Raw genomic sequence first — 17,681 nt, forward strand, 5'->3', positions numbered from 1 at the left:
GTTCCCCCCGGACCGATGTGTCCATGTCAGTGTCGTCCAAACAGATGGCGAAAACGCTCGCCAAATTTTGCCGGTTGATCCGTCTTCGCCGCCTGGGCGGCACCGAGTCCGGCCGCCAGCGTGCCCAGCGTGCCATTGGCGATGTCGAGCAGATTAAGCTGCACCCCGGTCTCGAGCTTCACGCGCTCGGCCATGTCCACGGCCATCAACGAATGGCCGCCGACATCGAAGAAGTTGTCGCTGGAGCGGATCTCCGTGGTACCCAGCAGTTCCGCCCACAGCGCGATGAGCAGCTGTTCGGCGGGTGTCTTCGGCGTCGCCGGGGCGGCAACATCGCGCATCACCGGTGTGACAGGCGGGGCGACGCGACCGATCTTCATGTTGCCGCCCACCAGCGTGTTCAGTGCCGCCAGCGATTGCTGCGGATCCTCGCTGACGCGCGCCATCATCGCCAGATAGCGTTCACGCAACTGGCATGCCGTGTCGGCTTCCAGGATGTCGGCGTTGTAGGTGACACCGCCGACCATGCCGCCGGCGCCTTCCAGGAACCACAACCCCAGGTCCTCGGTGGCGCCGCTCTGGAACAGCAGGATCTGCTCGTGCTGCAGGCCGCCCCAGTCGACGACGCGCTGACGTGCGTCCTGGAATGAGAACAGCGCCTGGTAGAGCACGCCACCGCCGCGATGGTCGACCTTCAACTCGCGTTGCAGGTATTCGAGCGGCACATCCGGATGACCGAAGCTTTCGATGGCGCTCCGCTTCACCTGCCGCACGAAGTCGATGAACGGCAATGACGGGTCGAGTGTCATGTGCAGTGGCACGAGATTGTTGAAGTAGCCCATCACCGATTCGACTTCGGTCTGGTTGCGCCCGCGCACCGGCGTGCCGACGACCAGCTCGCGCTGGCCGGCCATGCCGCCGAGCAATACGTAATAGAGCGCCAGCAAGGTCATGTTGAGCGTGGCATCGGCAAGTCGGGCCACTTCGTGCAGGGCATCGGTGGAGGCCTGCGTGACGCGGATCCATTCGGTACGACCCGCGCCGGACATGCCTGGCCGTCGCGGATGGTCGGTCGGCAAGGCACGCACATCCGCGACCTGTGTCAGCCGCTCGCGCCAGAACGCCAGCTGCGCCTGGAATTGCGGCCCTTCCAGCCATTGGCTGTGCCAGATGGCGAAGTCACCGTAGGTCACTGGCAGCGGCGGCAACGGCGATGCGCTGCCCTGGGCGAATGCGCGGTAAAGCTGCGAGAGTTCGGCGTAGAGGATGTCGAACGACCAGCCGTCCCAGATGATGTGATGGGGCATGAAGAAGAACACATGCTCGTCGTCGGCCAGACGGAACATGTGTGCGCTGAACAGCGGTGCGCGGGTCAGGTCGAACGGTGTGTCGGTCAGCACCTGCAGGCGTTGCATCAGTACCGATTCGCGTTCGTCCGCGGGCAGGTTGGACAGGTCATCGGCCGGAAACAGGTGCATCTCGAGCTGGGTGTCGATGACCTGCTCGACGTTTTCGCCATGCTGCCGGAATGCGGTGCGCATGATCGGCTGCCGCTGCATCAAGGCTTGCAGGGCCTGTTCGAAAGCGGCTTCGTCGAGTCGCCCACGCAGGCGATGGGCGGACGGTTCGTTGTAGCTGACCCGTCCCGGTTGCAGCGCTTCGAGCGACCACAAGCGTTGCTGCATCAACGAAAGCGGCGCGCGCTCCTGTTCCAGCCGGTGCTGGATCGGCTGTGTGGCCGGCGCACTGCCGCTTGCCATCTGCTTGCCGATGGCGGCGGCAAGCGTCGCGATGGTCGGGGCATCGAATAGGGTACGAAACGACAGCGTGATGCCGAATTCGCGATTGAGTCGCGCCGTGAGCTGCGCCGCCAGGAGAGAATGGCCGCCAAGCGCGAAGAAATCGTCGCGAATGTCCAGCTCGGGCAACGCCAGCACGGTTTCCATGGCTTGGGCGACGCGTTGTTCGATCTCGCTGCGCGGCGCCTGCCGCTCCCTTTCGGCGCCTGCCGAATGGACCAGCGGCACCGGCAGCGACTTGCGGTCGATCTTGCCGTTCGGCAGCAGCGGGATCGCATCGAGCTGCATCAGGTGCTGGGGCAGCATGTAATCCGGCAGTTGCTGGCGGATCTGCGCGCGCAAGGCTTCCTCGTCGAGGGTGACGCCTTCGCGGGAAACCACATAGGCCACCAGCCGCACGTCGCCCGGACGATCCTCGCGTGTGATCACCACGGTACGCGCGACACCGGGGACGTCGGCAATCACCGCTTCGATCTCGCCAAGCTCGATGCGGTAACCACGCATCTTCACCTGGAAATCCAGTCGGCCGAGATGCTCGAGCTGGCCATTGGCAAGCCAGCGGCCGCGATCGCCGGTGCGGTACATCCGCGCGCCGGGCGTGCTGGCGAACGGATCGTCGAGGAAGGATTTGGCGTTGAGCTCGGGACGGTTCAGATAGCCGAGGGTGACGCCGTCGCCGCCGATGTGGATTTCGCCCGGCATGCCCAGCGGGCAGGGGGCGTGCTGGTCATCCAGGATGTATACCGACGTGTTGGCGATGGGGCGGCCAATGAAGATGCCCATTCGCGGATCGGTTACACGCCAGAGGGTGGACCACACGGTGGTCTCGGTCGGCCCGTAGGCATTCCATACCTCGCCGCAAAGCCGAAGCAGTTCGGCCGCCAGATCGACCGGCAGGGGTTCGCCGCCGACGATGGCGCGGAAGCCCGAGCGGCCCGGCCATCCCGATTCGACCAGGATGCGCCAGCCTGCCGGGGTGGCCTGCATCATGCTGGCACCGCTGCCTTCGACCAGCTTGCGCAACGCGGCGCCGTCACGCACGTCGTCGTAACCGGCGATGACGGTTTCGGCGCCCACGCTCAACGGCAGCATCAATTCGAGGAAGGCGATGTCGAAGGACAGCGTGGTCACCGCGACCAGGCGATCGTCCTCGCGGATGCCCGGCGCCTGTTGCATGCCGGTCAGGAAATTCGAGGTGGCGCGATGCGGTACCTGCACGCCCTTGGGGCGCCCGGTCGAACCGGAGGTGTAAATGAGGTAGGCGATCGATTCGGGTGTTGCCGACTTCTCGTCGCGCGGCAACCGCTCGGCGCTGGCTGCCATGATTCCGTTGGCATCGCGTGCCAGCGAGATCACCCGGGCTGCGGGAAACGCAAAAGCCATCGGCACGGTGTCATCGACGATCATGGCGGACAGTGCCGCGTCTTCGCACATGAAGGCCAGACGGTCGGCCGGGAAGGCGGGATCGAGCGGTACATAACCGGCACCGGACTTGAGCACCGCCAGCGCGGCAGCGAGCATGTCGACGCCGCGATCGAGCGACAGCCCCACCAGCGAACCCCGGCCCACGCCACGTGACCGCAGGACATGGGCGAGCCGGTTGGCGCGCTGCTCCAGCTCGGCATAACTCAGTTGCGTGGTGCCGTGCCGAACGGCGGCGCGCGAAGGCGCCCGGTCGACCTGTGCTTCAAAGTACTCATGTGCCAGCCGGTCGGCGGGGTAAGCGGTTGGCGCGGGCTGCAACGATTGCAGCGCCAGGGCAGCGGTCAGCGAGACCATGCCGAGCGCGTGGGTTGCCTCCTCCGGCGCCGCCGTGGCGTGGCGCAACAGGGTTTCGTAGGCATCGAGCCAGCTGCCGATCGTCGCGCGATCGAACAGGTCGCTGTTGTACTGGCACTCCAGGCGCACGCCACCATCCACCTGGACCGCATTGACGAACAGCTCGAAGTTCTCGAAGGCACGCGGATTGCCGGTGAGCTCGAAACGCAGGCCCGGGAACGACACGGTGGACTCGTCCAGTGCCTGGTCGAGATTGAACAGCACGCCGACCAGTGGCAGCCGGCCCGGATCGCGCGGTAGCGACAGGCGCGCCAACAAGCTGCCGAGTGTGTACTGCTGATGTTCAAACGCATCGAGCAGGTCGCCACGCACATGATCCAGGTTGGCGGAGAACGGCTGCAGCGGATCGATCGTCATGCGCAGCGGCAGGACGTTCACGCAGTGCCCGACCAGGCCATGATGGCCGCCGGCCGCCTGCCCGGCGGAGGGGATGCCGATCACGACATCCTCCTGCCCGCCAAGACGTTGCAGCAGCACGCCGAATGCGCCCAGCAGCGAGGCGTACAGACTGGCACCGCGTGGTGCGCCCATGCGCTTGACGGCGCCGATCAATGCAGCGTCGAGCATACGATCCTCGCGTTGCGAGGCGAAGCTGCGCCGCCGCGGACGGGCGTGGTCGGTGGGCAGGTCGAGCGACGCAGGCACATCGCCGAAGCGCTGCAACCAGTAACGTTCGGCCTCACGGCCATCGTCGGTATCGGCGCGCCCGGCTTCGGCCAAGGCGAAATCGGTAAACGAATCGGCGGGTCCGGGGCCTGTGCCCTGTCCGCGATGTTGCGCGTAGAGCTCAGCGAGGTCGCGCACGATGACGCCGAACGACCATCCATCACAGATGACGTGGTGCACGGTGAACACCAGCAGGTGTTCCTGCGGACCGACGCGCAGCAGTTCGGCACGTACCAGCGGCCCGTGTTCGAGGTCGAACGGAGTCGTCACCGCGTGTCGCAGGACGGCCTCGACTTCAGCATCCCGCGCTGCGTCGTCGAGCGCGGTGAGGTCCTGTAGCGGGCAGGGAAGATCCAGCTGGGCCGCGATATACAACTCTTCGCCATCCGGGCTGAGGGTGGCGCGCAACGCTTCGTGGCGCTCGACCAGGGTCTGCAAGGCGCCCTGCAGGGCGTCGACATCGAGTTCACCGTGAAGGCGCAGCGAGATCGACTCGTTGTAGGCAAGCGATGCCGCACACTCCAGCGACGCAGCCAGCCAGATCTCGCGTTGCGGTGCCATGGTCGGCGCCACCCGCGCCAGGGTCGAGCCGGCGAACGGGTCGTAGTCGACCGCAACCGGGGCGACCGCCAGCGGAGACGTGTCGTTCGGATTCATGCATTGACCCTCATGAACTTGCCCGGCGCCTCGGGGTTCGGCACGAACCACGCCGGATTGCCTTCCGCATCCTTGCCCAGACGTGCGCCGAACACCGGCGGCCTGGCCGCATCGAAGGCCAGCGTTTCGACGTTGCGCCGACGCGGCAGGAACTCGGCCTCCTGCAGTTCGAGCACCGATTCCTTGAACGCCTTGGAGATGGCCACGAAATCCTGCTCGCTGTGCGCGGTGGTGAAGAAGCACGGGAAGTTGTCGAGCACGTGGATGCCGCGGCTGCGCATCATTGCGAAGAGGAGGTCCTGCAGCGGATGTTCCTCGGCGAAATTGACCTTCCACACCGACGCGAAATGGGTCAGCTTGATCGGTGCGCCGACACCGGTGCAGAACGCGTTGAGTTCGTCGATCAGCGCGGTGGTGCGTGTATTCAGTTTTTCCTGCAATGCCGGGCCGGCGGCGGCGAGATGTTCCAGCACGGCATGCGCTGCGGCGAGCGCCAGCGGATGGCGCACGAAGGTGCCGGCGAAGTAAGTGACGCCGACGGTGGGGATGGAGTCGTCGCCGAACTGCCATCCGCCGCCGTCCAGCGCATCCATGTACTGGCGCTTGCCGGCGATCACGCCAATCGGGAAACCGCCGCCGACCACCTTGCCGTAGGACGCCAGGTCGACGTCGATACCGAGCACGGCCTGTGCGCCGCGCGGATGCGAGCGGAAACCGGTGACCACCTCGTCGAAGATCATCAATGCGCCGGCATCGCTGGTGATGGCACGCAGCTCCTGCAGGAATTCGCGCGGCTGGAAATCCGGGCGTCGACTCTGCACCGGCTCGATCAGCACGGCGGCGATCGACGAGGCGCGTTCGCGGATGATCGCCAGCGATTCCGGCGTACCGTAGTCGAGCACCAGCACGTTCTCGGCCGTGTTGCGCAGGATGCCCGGAGCAGCCGGCACCGAGCGCAGCTTCTTGGTGCCGCGCACGATCACTTCGTCGAAGATGCCGTGATAGGAGCCGGTGAATATCACCAGCGTGTCGCGACCGGTAACGGTGCGGGCGATGCGCACCGTGCCCATCACCGCTTCGGAGCCGGTGTTGCACAGCGCGGCGCGATCGAAACCGGTGAGCTCGCAGACCTGTTTGGCGACGATGCCGGCCAGCGGATGCTGCGGGCCGATCTCGTAACCCGCATCGATCTGCCGGTGGATCGCATCGACCACGAAATCGGGTTGCCAGCCGAACAGGTTCATGCCGAAACCGTTGAGCGCATCGACGTATTCATTGCCGTCGATGTCCCACACCTTCGATCCCTTCGAGCGGTCGACGACGACCTGGTAGATCATTTCCTTCAACAGCGGGCGAAAACCGTTGACCACGCGCGGGTCGGCCAAGTGTGGACGGTGCTCCTGGGTGTACTCCTTGGACCGTCGCGTGCGTTCGATATAGCGGCGCATGAACGCGTCCAGGCGTACCCGCTGGCGTGCGGTGAGCTCGGTCGAACTGGAGTGGATGCGCGCGATGGCGCCGAAGGCTTTCTTGACGTCGTAGGTGGTGTGCGCAAGCGCGGCTTCTTCATCCTGACCCGCCGACTCGACCGGCGGCGCGCTGGCGGCGGCCGACACCGCCGGAGCGGCCACTGCGGGAGCAACGGCCGCAACGGCTGCAACGGGTGCCATCGCGGGCGCCATGCCGCCCGCCCCTGGCAAGAGAGCGAGCTGCTGCTGCATGATCAGCATCTGCTGCTGGATCACGTCCTGCACGATGTGGCCGGACGGGGCCGGCGGGATACCCTGTGTAGGGTTGCTTGTTGTCGTCATCATGGGAGTCACACTCGCGGGTTGCGGCGTGGGGGTATCGACGGTTGCGACGTCCGGCGGCAGCAGGCGATCGATGTGCGCGGCGAGACGGTCGAACGAAGAGCACGATTCCATCAGCTCCCGGAACGTGATCTTCAAGGCAAAGGTTTTCTGCAGCTGCAACGCCACCTGGGTCAACGAGAGCGAGTCCAGGCCGAGCTCGATGAAATTCGCGCTGGCGTCGACGCCCTCGAACTCGTTGCCGGCGATGTCCTCGAACAGTTCGGTCAGTTGCGCGAGCAGGCGGGCGGGTCGACCAGAACCGGCAGTCGTGTGGTTGGGGTTCGCTTCCATGAGTGGCTCCGGGAGGACGGCAGGTGGTGCAACAAAGGCCACCGGCAAGGCGGTGACGTTCGATACGGGCAGCTCGGCTTGCGGCAATGCATCGTGTGGCTGGATCTCGATCCAGTGACGCTTGCGCTCGAACGGATAGGTCGGCAGACGCACGCGACGCCGGTGTTCCCGGCGATCGATCGCATCGACCGCTACCGGTGTGCCGAGGCACCAGAGTTGGCCGATGGCTTCGAGCCAGGCGGACCGTTCGTTGGCCGGTGCATCCGCCAGCGAGGCCAAGGCGACCCGGCCGCGGCTTTGCGGGTGCTGTCGCGTCAACGCGCTCAGCGTCGTCCGCGGGCCCACTTCAAGGAACGCGTACTGGGTCTGCTCCAGCAGGCTCAGCAGCGCGGTCGAAAAGCGAACGGTGCCGCGCAGATGACGGGTCCAGTAATCGGCCGAGGTGGCATCGGCATCGCCCAGCAGGCATCCCGTGAGCGTCGAGGCAATCGGAATGCGGGCGGCTGACAAAGGCGTCCGCTCGACTTCCTGGCGGAAGGCATCCAGCGCGGGATCCATCATCGCCGAATGAAATGCATGCGAAGTACGCAGCAGGCGACAGGCAACCTCGGCCTTTTCGAGCTCGGCCTGGAAAGCTTCGACGAGCGGAGTTTCACCGGAGACCACGCAGGCGTTCGGTGCATTTTCCGCGGCCAGCGACAGGCTGGCCGGCAGGCGTGCGCCGAGCTGGGCGGCATCCATCCGCACCGACAGCATCGAGCCGGCCGGCAACGCCTGCATCAGGCGGCCTCGTCGCGCGACCAGTCGCGCGCCATCGGCGAGGCTCATGACGCCGGCGATCACCGCCGCGACGAATTCACCCACGCTGTGGCCGATCATTGCCACAGGCTGGATGCCGTGGCTGATCCACAGTTGCGCCAGCGCATATTCGATCGCGAAAATTGCCGGCTGGGTCAGTTCGGTCGCGCGCAGCGCATCCGCGTCATCGGCGAACAGGCGTTCGCGCAGATCGAAACCGAGTTCGTCGCGCAGGATCTCCGCACAGGCGTCGAGCGCGTTGCGGAAGGCCGGCTCGGTCGCGTGCAGTTCGCGTCCCATGCCGGCGTATTGCGAACCCTGGCCGGGGAACATGAAGACGATGCCGGGTGGGGGATTCATTGCCGTGCGCGCTGCCGGCACATCGCGCAACCGGACGATGGCGTCCTCGTGGTTGCTGGCGACGACGTGGCTGCGTTGCGCGAACGTCTTGCGACCCCTCGCCAACGTCCAGCTGACATCGGCGAGATTGGCGTCCGGCTGCGCAGCGAGATGCTCGCCCAGTCGCATCGCTGCGCTACCGACGGCTGTCGAGGTGCGGGCGGAAAGCAGCAACAGTTGCGGGCCTTGCGCGGGATCCGAGGCTTCGCGCAGTGGCGCTTCTTCCAGGATCACATGCGCGTTCGTGCCGCCGACGCCGAACGAGCTGACACCGGCGCGCAGTGGGCCGCGATTGGCCGGCCACGCTTGCAGCGAGTCGTTGACCACAAACGGCGAGCCGGCGAAATCGATCTTCGGGTTCGTCGCCCGCAGATGCAGCGATGGCGGCAGCCGGCGTTCGCACAAGGACAACGCGGTCTTGATCACGCCGGCGGCACCGGCGGCCATGACCAGATGGCCCACGTTGCTCTTGAGCGAACCAATCGCGCAGAAGCCGCGTTCATCGGTGCTCTGGCGGAACGCCAGGGTCAGGCCCTCGATCTCGATCGGATCGCCCAACGGCGTGGCGGTGCCATGCGTTTCCACATAGGAGATCGAGCGTGCATCGACACCCGCGCGATCGAGCGCCATCGTGATCACCGCTGCCTGGCCGGCACTGCTCGGTGCGGTGAAGCTGGCCTTGGTGCCGCCGTCGTTGTTCACCGCGCTGCCGCGGATCACCGCGTAGATCGGGTCGTTGTCACGCAATGCATCGGACAGTCGCTTCAGCAGCACGACCGCGGCGCCATCGCTGAAGACGGTGCCCTGGGCATCGGCATCGAAACTGCGCGTATGCCCGTCTGGCGACAGCATCGATCCTTCCTGGGAAACATAACCGCTGCGCGGTGGGCAGGTGATCGATGAGCCGCCGGCCAGGGCCATTTCGCACTGGCCGGAACGCAGGGCGTCGAAGGCCTGGCAGATGGCTACCAGCGAGGTCGAGCAGGCGGTGTTCATGCTGATCGCCGGGCCGGTCAGATTGAGCTTGTGGGCGATGCGGGTGGCGAGGTAGTCCTTCTCGTTGCCGAGCATCACCTGGAACGCGCCGAGCTTGTCGACCAGGTCGGGCCGACTGCTGACATGGCGCTGGAAATAGGTGGCGTTGTGCATGCCGCCGAACACGCCGACAGGTTTGTCCTGCGCGTCCGGCACGTAGCCACCGCGCTCCATGCACTCCCAGCACAGTTCGAGAAAGATGCGCTGCTGTGGATCCATCAGCTCCGCTTCGCGCGGCGAGATGCCGAAAAACGCGGCATCGAAATCCTCGACGCCATCGATGACGCCACGTGCGGCGACGTAGGCGGGATCGTTGCGCTGCTCCGCGGGCACACCCGGGTCGAGTTGGTCCGGCCCGAAGAAGGTGATCGACTCGCGGCCGGCGCAAAGGTTGTCCCAGAAAGCCTCGACGTCGGCGGCGCCGGGAAAGCGGCCAGCCATCGCGATAATCGCGACCGGCTCCGCGGCCTCGTGGCTGGCGCCGCGCGCAAGCCGGCTCGCCAGCGGGCTGCGTTCGGGTCGGCCTTCGATCATGCCGGCCACCGCGGCGGGCGTCGGTTCGCCGAAGAACGCGGCAATGGTCGGCACCGTCGATACTTCATGACGAATGCGCGCTACCAGCCGGACTGCCAGCAACGAGTTGCCGCCCAGCTCGAAGAAGTGGTCGTGGCGGCCGACCTGGTCGAGGCCGAGCACCTCGGCAAACAACTCGCACAACCGCTGCTCCGTCGGACCGGCCGCGGGAACGTAAGCGTCCACGAGCTCGGGCCGGCGACTGTCCGGCACCGGCAGGGCACGACGATCGAGCTTGCCGTTCGAGGTCACCGGCAGCGCGTCCAGCCGGATATAGATGGCCGGGACCATGAATTCCGGCAGCGTACGGGTGAGTTGCTCGCGCAGGTGGCGGGCCGTGATGGCTACATCGTCGACGACGTAATAGGCGACCAGCCGTTTCTGCTCCGGCCGGTCCTCGCGTGCGAGCACGGCACATGCCCGCACGCCGGGCAGTTGCTGCAAGGCCACTTCGATTTCGCCGACCTCGATGCGATAGCCGCGGATCTTGACCTGGCCATCGACGCGGCCGATGAACTCGATGACGCCTTGCGGCAACCAGCGCACCAGGTCGCCCGTGCGGTAGAGCCGCTCGTCGGCGGTGCCGAACGGATGGGCGATGAAGCGTTCGGCGGTCAGCTCCGGTCGACCCAGGTAACCGCGCGCCAGTCCCGCACCACCGATGTGCAATTCACCGATCACGCCGACCGGTACCGGTTCGCCATGCGGATTCAGCACGTGGAGCGTGGTGTCCGCGATGGGACGGCCAATCGGAATCGAGCGTGTTCCCTCGTCGAGTTCGCGCGGGATGCGGTACGTCGCGGCGAAGGTGGTGCATTCGGTGGGGCCGTAGCCGTTGATGATCACGGTGTCGGGCAGCGCCGCATAGGCTTTGCGCACGTGGCCGGGCGACAATGCTTCGCCACCGATCAGCAGTTGTTCGAGGCCACGCAGCCTGCTGGCGTCGTCATCCACGATTGCGTTGAACAGCGCCGCGGTCAGCCAGGCGATCCGTACGCCATGGCGCTCGATCGTCCCTGCAAGGCCGCACCCCGTCGGGATGCGTTCGTCATGGATCACGCAGGTGCCACCGTTGAGCAGGGGCCCCCAGATCTCCAGTGTCGAAGCATCGAAACCGAGCGGCGCGGCGTGCAGTACGCGCGGTGCCGCTGCGAGATCGACAAAGCTGACGTCGCGCACCAGCCGGATGATCGAACGATGGGTGATCTCGGCGCCTTTCGGCGCGCCGGTCGATCCCGAGGTGTACATCACATAGGCGAGCGCACGGCTGTCGAGCGACGGCAACGTGGCGTCCGGGGTGCCTTGCTCCAGCTGGTCGAACGGGATCACCACGGCTGCCACGCCGGGCAGGGTGGTGCCGGCGGCAGCGACAATCACGACTGCCGCATGCGCATCGTTGACGGCAAAGGCAATGCGCTCGGCGGGATAGGCCGGATCCAGCGGTAGATACGCTGCGCCTGCCTTCAGAATGCCCAATATGGCGATGATCGCTTCGGGCGAGCGTTCAAGCAGCAAGGCCACTGGCGACCCGACGCTCACGCCCGCGGCGAGCAGGCCCGCAGCGACCCGGTTGGCGCGTGCTTCGATCTCGCCATAGGAAAGTACGCGATCGCGCGATTCGATGGCCGGACGGTCCGGTTGCTGTTGCGCCACTTCGGCAAACAGGCCGTGCACGGTGTCGGTGTCTCGACGCGGCACCGCGGTGGCATTCCAGTCGACCAGCATGTTCCGGCGCTCACCGGCATCCAGCATGTCGATCGATTCCAGTGCGACGGGCGCGGGCGAACCCAGCGCTGCCAGTGCGCGCAACACGCCGTCGGCGAGCAGGTCGATCGCGCCGTCACCGAGCGGTGCACGGAATCCAACTTTCAACCGTGCCGGGGCAGCGCTGATCAGCTGCCAGCGACTGCTGGCCGACCGGTGCTGGTCGTCGGATGCGGTTTCATGACAAGGGTGCACGTCATCGTCCAGCACGATCCAGGCGCTGTCGCAGGACGGGTCGACGGCGTTCTCCAGGATCTGGGAGAAGGCTTTGAGCCAGGTATCGCGGTCACCGGTACGGGGTATGTCGATCGACTGTTGACGCGAACGGTCCACCGCGGCGCGAGTAACCAGGACGGTGTCGCCTCCGGTCCATCGTGACTCGACCAAGGCCAGCGCGGCGCAAACGATGGTCGACAGACTGACCGCATGCCGCCGGGCGCTTTCGGTCAACGCCAGCATCAGTGTCTGGTCCAGCGCGTACTCGCATTGCGTCCACACGGCTGCGCCGTTGCCGGGAGCGGACGGCAACACGTCGAACAGCCGCTGGCCCGCGGCCATGTCACCCGAATTTTCGACCCTGAACGCGTTCATCCTTTCGCGATCTCCCCAGAAGTGATTGCAGCAACCGGTTGGGCGATCCCTTTCGCTACCGGTTTTTTCCAGACATCAATCCGCCACGGCGTACGCGCTGTGATGGGCCAGCGACGGGCAGGCCGGCGGACGGCTCCCCACCCCGTGGGCCGCGACCAGCACGGACCCTGCGGCATAGGTCAACTTGTCCAGCAGCGGTCGCCTGCCGACCGCGGGTGCTTCGATGCCCTTGCGGTGCAGGAGGTCGTGCATGACATGCACCAGAGCATCGCGGCGCGTGGCCTTGGTGCTGTAGGTCATGCTTATCGTGGTCGACGGTTCGTCGCTGGTTTCGACCAGATGCGCGCACGTCTCCGGAATGTAGACGCCCATGCCGGGACCGAGCTTGAAGACGTGCGCACGTTCGCGGAACTCCTCGTGCCACTTGACCAGGTCCAGATCGTGTCGGGCATGGAATACGTCGCGGGCACGATCGGTGACGACTTCGGTGTCTTCCGCATCCCAGACATAGACGGTCTTGACGCCGCGAACCTGCAGCAGGATTCCGTGATTCCGGTCGATGTGGAACGGTGTGGTCGTATGCGGCGCGGCGACGAAGATCCAGCCGGCGCGGTAGTACATCCCGGGATCCTTGCGTTCTATTTCGGGCTGGATCGGGTCCAGCGCGTAGTCGATCAGCGCGCGGTAGGCCGGGTCCGCCTGCACGTGACGCAGCAGCACCCAGGCTTTGGCATCGGTGATGTCCCTCAGCGAGTCCTTGATCGTCCGCGCATTGGGATACAACTGGGATACCGCGTCGAAGTTGGCCGCCGCGCCAGCCTTGTTGCTGAACGTGAAGAGCCGGCTGCTGCAGCGAAACCTTTCGCCAAGCGCAACCAGCTGGTCGGACTGCAGCAGGGGATGGTCGGCCAGTCGGTGACTTAACGCCTGAATGCGCCATGGGTCGAAACGACTCCAGTCGACATCGATAGGCGTGGTACTGACATTCATGATTTCATTCTCCTGCGCAACACGAGACTGGCTGACTTCTGAGGTGGTCCCCCTGGATTTCATCGGCGGTACGACTGGACGGATCGACCTGGCCGTGCCCCGCGGCACGTGGTCCCCTGGATATTTCCCATGTGACGACCACCGGGCGATCCGATGACGCATGGCATGTGACAGCTGGCCGTTATGGCGTGGCCTGTTCGTCAACGGAGGTCGGCATGGCGGCGCGAATGCAGACGACAACGCCGCACCCATCCGGCTGCGCGCCAGGAATTCGGCGTGATGACGTGTCGACTTCGATTGCCCCTGCATGATCGCCTCTCCTTCCCCCGTTTCCGATCGCCTGATCGGGTCACCAATGCTGAAGATCCGTGAATGCCCTGTCGGCCTGTGAGCTCATCCGGACTGGAATGCAAACAGCCAGAGGATGGCGCCCTGAACGGGAACGCCCGTCCAGCTGACGTCGTATGTCCCGGCAGCGCGCACTTGCTTGAACGCCACCGCACATTGAACTCCGCTGTTGTCGGGGAGCTCCAGAAAACTGTCGATCACGGCAAACCCGTTATTGGGCACCGCGGTCATGCGTTTGACTCCGCCATCACCCCACCACACGGCGACCAGCGCCGCCGGTCCGGTGGTGGTCACCCGTCCGCTGGTCATCACGAGGCTGGCCTGCGGATAGTTCTGCGCAACGTCCTGCAGCACGCCTGCCTGCCGAATCTCGATGAACGGCATGCTGATCTCGCCAGCGGCCTGGTCCGGTTTGGCAATGCTGACGGTGTGGTTGGCTCCGCCCTTTGCCGATAGCGCCAGATAGGCCTTCACGTCGAAGCTGTCGCCATAACCGTTGCCGTAGCGAACCGTATGGCCCAGCTGCTTCCAGCGGTTGGCGTAATTGTCGACCGGTGGCGCGGAAGCGCTCGAATAGCCGCCGTTGAAAACGATCAGCGAGCTGCCGTGGGGCTGTGTTGCGATGGGTGCGGTGACAGCGGGGCTTATGCCAAGGCCTTCGGACTGGGCGAGCAGGGTGTGGGCACCCAGGGAGGGGGACAGCAAAGGCGTTTGCGCATGCACCTGATGGACGCCGGCGGTCGGCATGACGGCCAGCACGGTGCCGCAGCAACAGGCAGCAGCGTAGTGGCGATAGCCGTTCATGGAAATCCCCCGCTTTCGGGATAATTATTTTGAGAACTACATCACACTAAGTCAAGTACATATATGCTTAGAAAGTGATTGCTGGGAAGAGGGATTTGTCCTACAAAGGTGTCGGCGTCCGCCTCGCGAAAGCTGAACAGGGGCAGGGGCGGCAGTCATGGCGAAAGAGGCGCGTGCCGCGGCTGATTCACGGGAGAAGGGCGTTCCGGTAATCGGCAAGCGGGCAACCGTGGCGACGATGTTTGTGCGACAGGGGGTACCTTGGCCAACCAGACCGATTTTCTCGATCTGTACGAAAAGCTGAGTCTGGATCCGGGGTGTGGGTTGACCGAGTTCAGGCAGGCTTATCGTCGTCATGTCGCGATGCTGCATCCCGATCGCCCGACAGCAACGCAAACGGATCACGAGACAGCCCGTTCCGGGCCACTGCAGGAACTCATTGCCCAGTACGGCGCGGCGATGGAGTTTCATCGGCGGCATGGCCGCCTCCCGGGTGCGGCGACGCCACCCTTGCGATTCGCGGCGTCGGTTGCGGCGAGGGCGCCCCATCCGAAGCAGCCTTCGCCGATGCCATCCAGTGCACCGCTGCGTACAGCGCCTGGCCCACGTCCTGCGCTGCTGGTTCTGCTGGCCGTGGTCGCGACTGGCGTGCTGTTGTGGAATGTCTCTCCCGTGGCCCTGCTGACCGAAACCACGCCGGTGCAGACACCGACGACCGATGACGGGGATCCGTCCGGCTCGATGACGAAGTCCGTGCTGTCGATAGGCATGTCAATGGCCGGGGTGCGCGCCATCGAGGGGGATCCACGGTCCGTTCATGGCGGACGCTGGGAGTACGGTTTGTCGTGGATAAGCTTTGATCACGGAGTGGTCGTCGACTGGTCCAGCTCGCCGCTGCATCCACTCCATGTCGCCAGCAATCGGCCGCCGGGCATGCACGACGAATGACCTAACGTGCGCCACGCCCGAACAACACTACCTCGACGGTTTCGATGAGGATCACCATGTCCAGCAGCAGGTTGTGGTTCTTGACGTAGAACAGGTCGTACTTGAGCTTCTCGGCCGCATCGGCCTCGGTGGCGCCGTAGGGATAACTCAGCTGCGCCCACCCGGCCAGTCCCGGCTTCAGGCTGTGCCGCAGGCCGTAGAAGCGGATTTTCGTTGCGAGGTCGGCGACGAACTGCGGGCGCTCGGGGCGCGGACCTACGATGCTCATTTCTCCCTTCAGCACGTTCCACAGTTGCGGCAGTTCATCGAAACGCAGCTTGCGGCTGATGCGGCCGACGCGGGTAACCCGGTCGTCATCCTTGCTGGCCCAGCGCGCCACGCCGTCATGCTCCGCATCGGTGCGCATGCTCCGGAACTTGAACAGCCAGAACGTGCGGCCGTGCTCGCCGACCCGCTCCTGGCGATAGAGGATCGGCTGGCCCGGTCCGGACTCAAGCCGGATGGCCAGAGCCACCAGCAGCATCAATGGCCAGCAGAACAGCAGAAGTGCCGTTGCCGCGACGAGGTCGAAGCAGCGTTTGGACAGCCGATGCAGTGGCGTGGCGTGGAAGCCGCGTGAGAAAACCAGCCATGACGGATCGAGCAACGACAATTGCACGCGGCCCGATTCGCGCTCGAAGAAGGTGGTCAGGTCGATAATGGCGATGCCCGCTTGCCTGCATTCGAGCAGGTCGTCCATCGGTAACGCACCACGACGGTCGTCGACGCCGACCACGACCTCGTCCACCTGTTCGCGCTCGACCAGGGCGTGAAGTGATGTGTTCTGAAGCAGCAGGTTGTCCGGGACCATCACCGACTCGTTCGGGCAACGGACATAGCCCACGATGGTGAAGCTGCGTCGATCCGAGCGCCGACGCATCAAGCTGTGGATCTGGGCAGCCCGGCTGCCTGCGCCCAGGATCAGGATGCGTCGCTTGAACGCCTGGACATCGACCAGGTGCATGAACAAGGCGCGAAACGCCGCCAGAGCCGCAAAGCCCAGCACCAGCGCAATGCCAAGCACGCCGCGGCCTACGTAGGCCTGCGGCACGACGTAATACCCCAGGGCCAGTGCGATACCGCCGAGCGTGAATGCCACCACCTGTCGCGCCAGCAGCCCGAGCATGGTTGTACGCAGGTGCGGCCGATAGGCGCCCATTGCCCCGATGCCGAAAATGATGACCGTGGCAAAGATCATCGAGCGCAGCAGCAAATGCCGAGAGAACTCGGCCAGATCGTCCGGAAACAGGAAATATCGCAGATGGGTTGCGAGGTTCAGCGAAACAGCCAGAAGCAGCCATTCGCACAAGCCAAGCAGCAAGAGCAAGCGCACGATCCGTTGCCGCAGAAAACGAAACATCCGACTGTCCCCCGAGGCTCCCAGGCCTCATTCCCCTTGATGCGGAAGAGCGACACTACGCCGAATTTTTATTAATGCCAAGCACTTTTAATTATGTTTGTCTATAGTTGAATATGTTTTATGAGATGTAAGTCTCATAAAATGCGCAGCGATAGCCGGGGATGTTCCCAACGTGCACAGCCGGACGCTTTCGATCGAATCCGGCACCGCCAGCGCGCCGACCAGGCCGTCCGGCAATCCAAGATTGGATACACGGCACGGGACCGGGTCCAGTGTTGTGAACGAAGACGGCGGCGAGACGAGCCCATCGGTGGTTGCCGACAGCAGCGCCGGATCCACGTTGAGACCGACACCAAAGGCCTTGAGCAAGGCTTCCTTGCGTGTCCAGAGCGCCAGCAGCGCCGCTTCGCGTTGGGGCAGGGGCAGCGGTTCCAGATCGGCGATCTCGCCTGGTGTACAGATGGTCGGCATCAGCGCGGTCAACGCCGTGTGCGATGGCGAGCGCTCGATATCGACCCCGATGGTGGTGCCCGCACAGATGGCCAGCGCCACCCACTCGCCGCTGTGACTCAGGCTGGTGGAAAACGCGGTGCCGAGTAGCTGCGGCTGGCCGGCAGCGGTACTGGTCAAGCGCACCTCGGCAGCGTGCACATCGAGGCAGATACCCAGGCTCACGCGCCAAAACGCGTGCGCCAGGATAAAACTCGAGCGGTCACGATCGAAGCGAAGTCGTGCCGCCCGGGCGCCTTCCGCGGGACTGAGCAGTTCCTGTGCCGAACCGACGAGCGATGTCCATGCCGAGCTGTCGCACAACACCACGTGCGCCTCACCGATGGCCGGTGCGGCAAAAAGGCCATCTTCCAGGGCACGAACGGCCGTCCGGTTGAAGTCGGGCGGCGAAGCGTTATGGTCAGTGGGCAGCATGGC

Annotated in this window: 7 protein-coding genes; 1 reads left to right on the forward strand and 6 read right to left on the reverse strand. The window is 65.0% G+C overall.

Features of this window, described 5'->3' with window-relative positions; translation table 11 throughout:
• Positions 1–26: 26 nt before the first annotated feature.
• The 4 genes from ACPPVV_RS08555 to ACPPVV_RS08570 form a co-directional block, all read right to left on the reverse strand.
• Positions 27–4,961 carry an amino acid adenylation domain-containing protein gene (locus ACPPVV_RS08555; protein ID WP_426703026.1) on the reverse strand — a complete coding sequence of 1,645 codons (4,935 nt, stop codon included), beginning with the start codon at positions 4,959–4,961 and terminating at the stop codon, positions 27–29.
• A complete protein-coding gene (locus ACPPVV_RS08560; RefSeq protein WP_426703027.1) occupies positions 4,958–12,265 on the reverse strand; it encodes an amino acid adenylation domain-containing protein in 7,308 nt (2,435 codons plus the stop codon). Before ACPPVV_RS08560 ends, ACPPVV_RS08555 begins: the two co-directional genes overlap by 4 nt.
• Before the next feature lie 75 nt (positions 12,266–12,340).
• Positions 12,341–13,255 carry a cupin-like domain-containing protein gene (locus ACPPVV_RS08565; RefSeq protein ID WP_426703028.1) on the reverse strand — a complete coding sequence of 305 codons (915 nt, stop codon included), beginning with the start codon at positions 13,253–13,255 and terminating at the stop codon, positions 12,341–12,343.
• A 393-nt stretch (positions 13,256–13,648) separates the two neighbouring features.
• Positions 13,649–14,407, reverse strand: a complete 759-nt coding sequence (locus ACPPVV_RS08570; protein WP_426703029.1) for a hypothetical protein — start codon at positions 14,405–14,407, stop codon at positions 13,649–13,651.
• 261 nt (positions 14,408–14,668) lie between these two features.
• Here ACPPVV_RS08570 and ACPPVV_RS08575 point away from each other — a divergent pair, with 261 nt between their 5' ends.
• Positions 14,669–15,355, forward strand: coding sequence for a J domain-containing protein (locus ACPPVV_RS08575; RefSeq protein ID WP_426703030.1), 687 nt, complete (start codon positions 14,669–14,671; stop codon positions 15,353–15,355).
• A gap of 1 nt (position 15,356) precedes the next feature.
• On the opposite strand, the gene ACPPVV_RS08580 is transcribed toward ACPPVV_RS08575, so the two are convergent.
• Both ACPPVV_RS08580 and ACPPVV_RS08585 read right to left on the reverse strand, forming a co-directional pair.
• Positions 15,357–16,754: a TIGR03013 family XrtA/PEP-CTERM system glycosyltransferase gene (locus ACPPVV_RS08580; RefSeq protein WP_426703031.1), complete on the reverse strand. Its 1,398-nt coding sequence runs from the start codon at positions 16,752–16,754 to the stop codon at positions 15,357–15,359.
• Between the two features lie 87 nt (positions 16,755–16,841).
• On the reverse strand, positions 16,842–17,678 hold the full coding sequence (locus ACPPVV_RS08585) for a 4'-phosphopantetheinyl transferase family protein (protein WP_426703032.1): 837 nt from the start codon (positions 17,676–17,678) through the stop codon (positions 16,842–16,844).
• Positions 17,679–17,681: the final 3 nt, after the last annotated feature.

The sequence above is a fragment of the Rhodanobacter sp. Col0626 genome, assembly GCF_049994385.1.
Taxonomy (GTDB): domain Bacteria; phylum Pseudomonadota; class Gammaproteobacteria; order Xanthomonadales; family Rhodanobacteraceae; genus Rhodanobacter.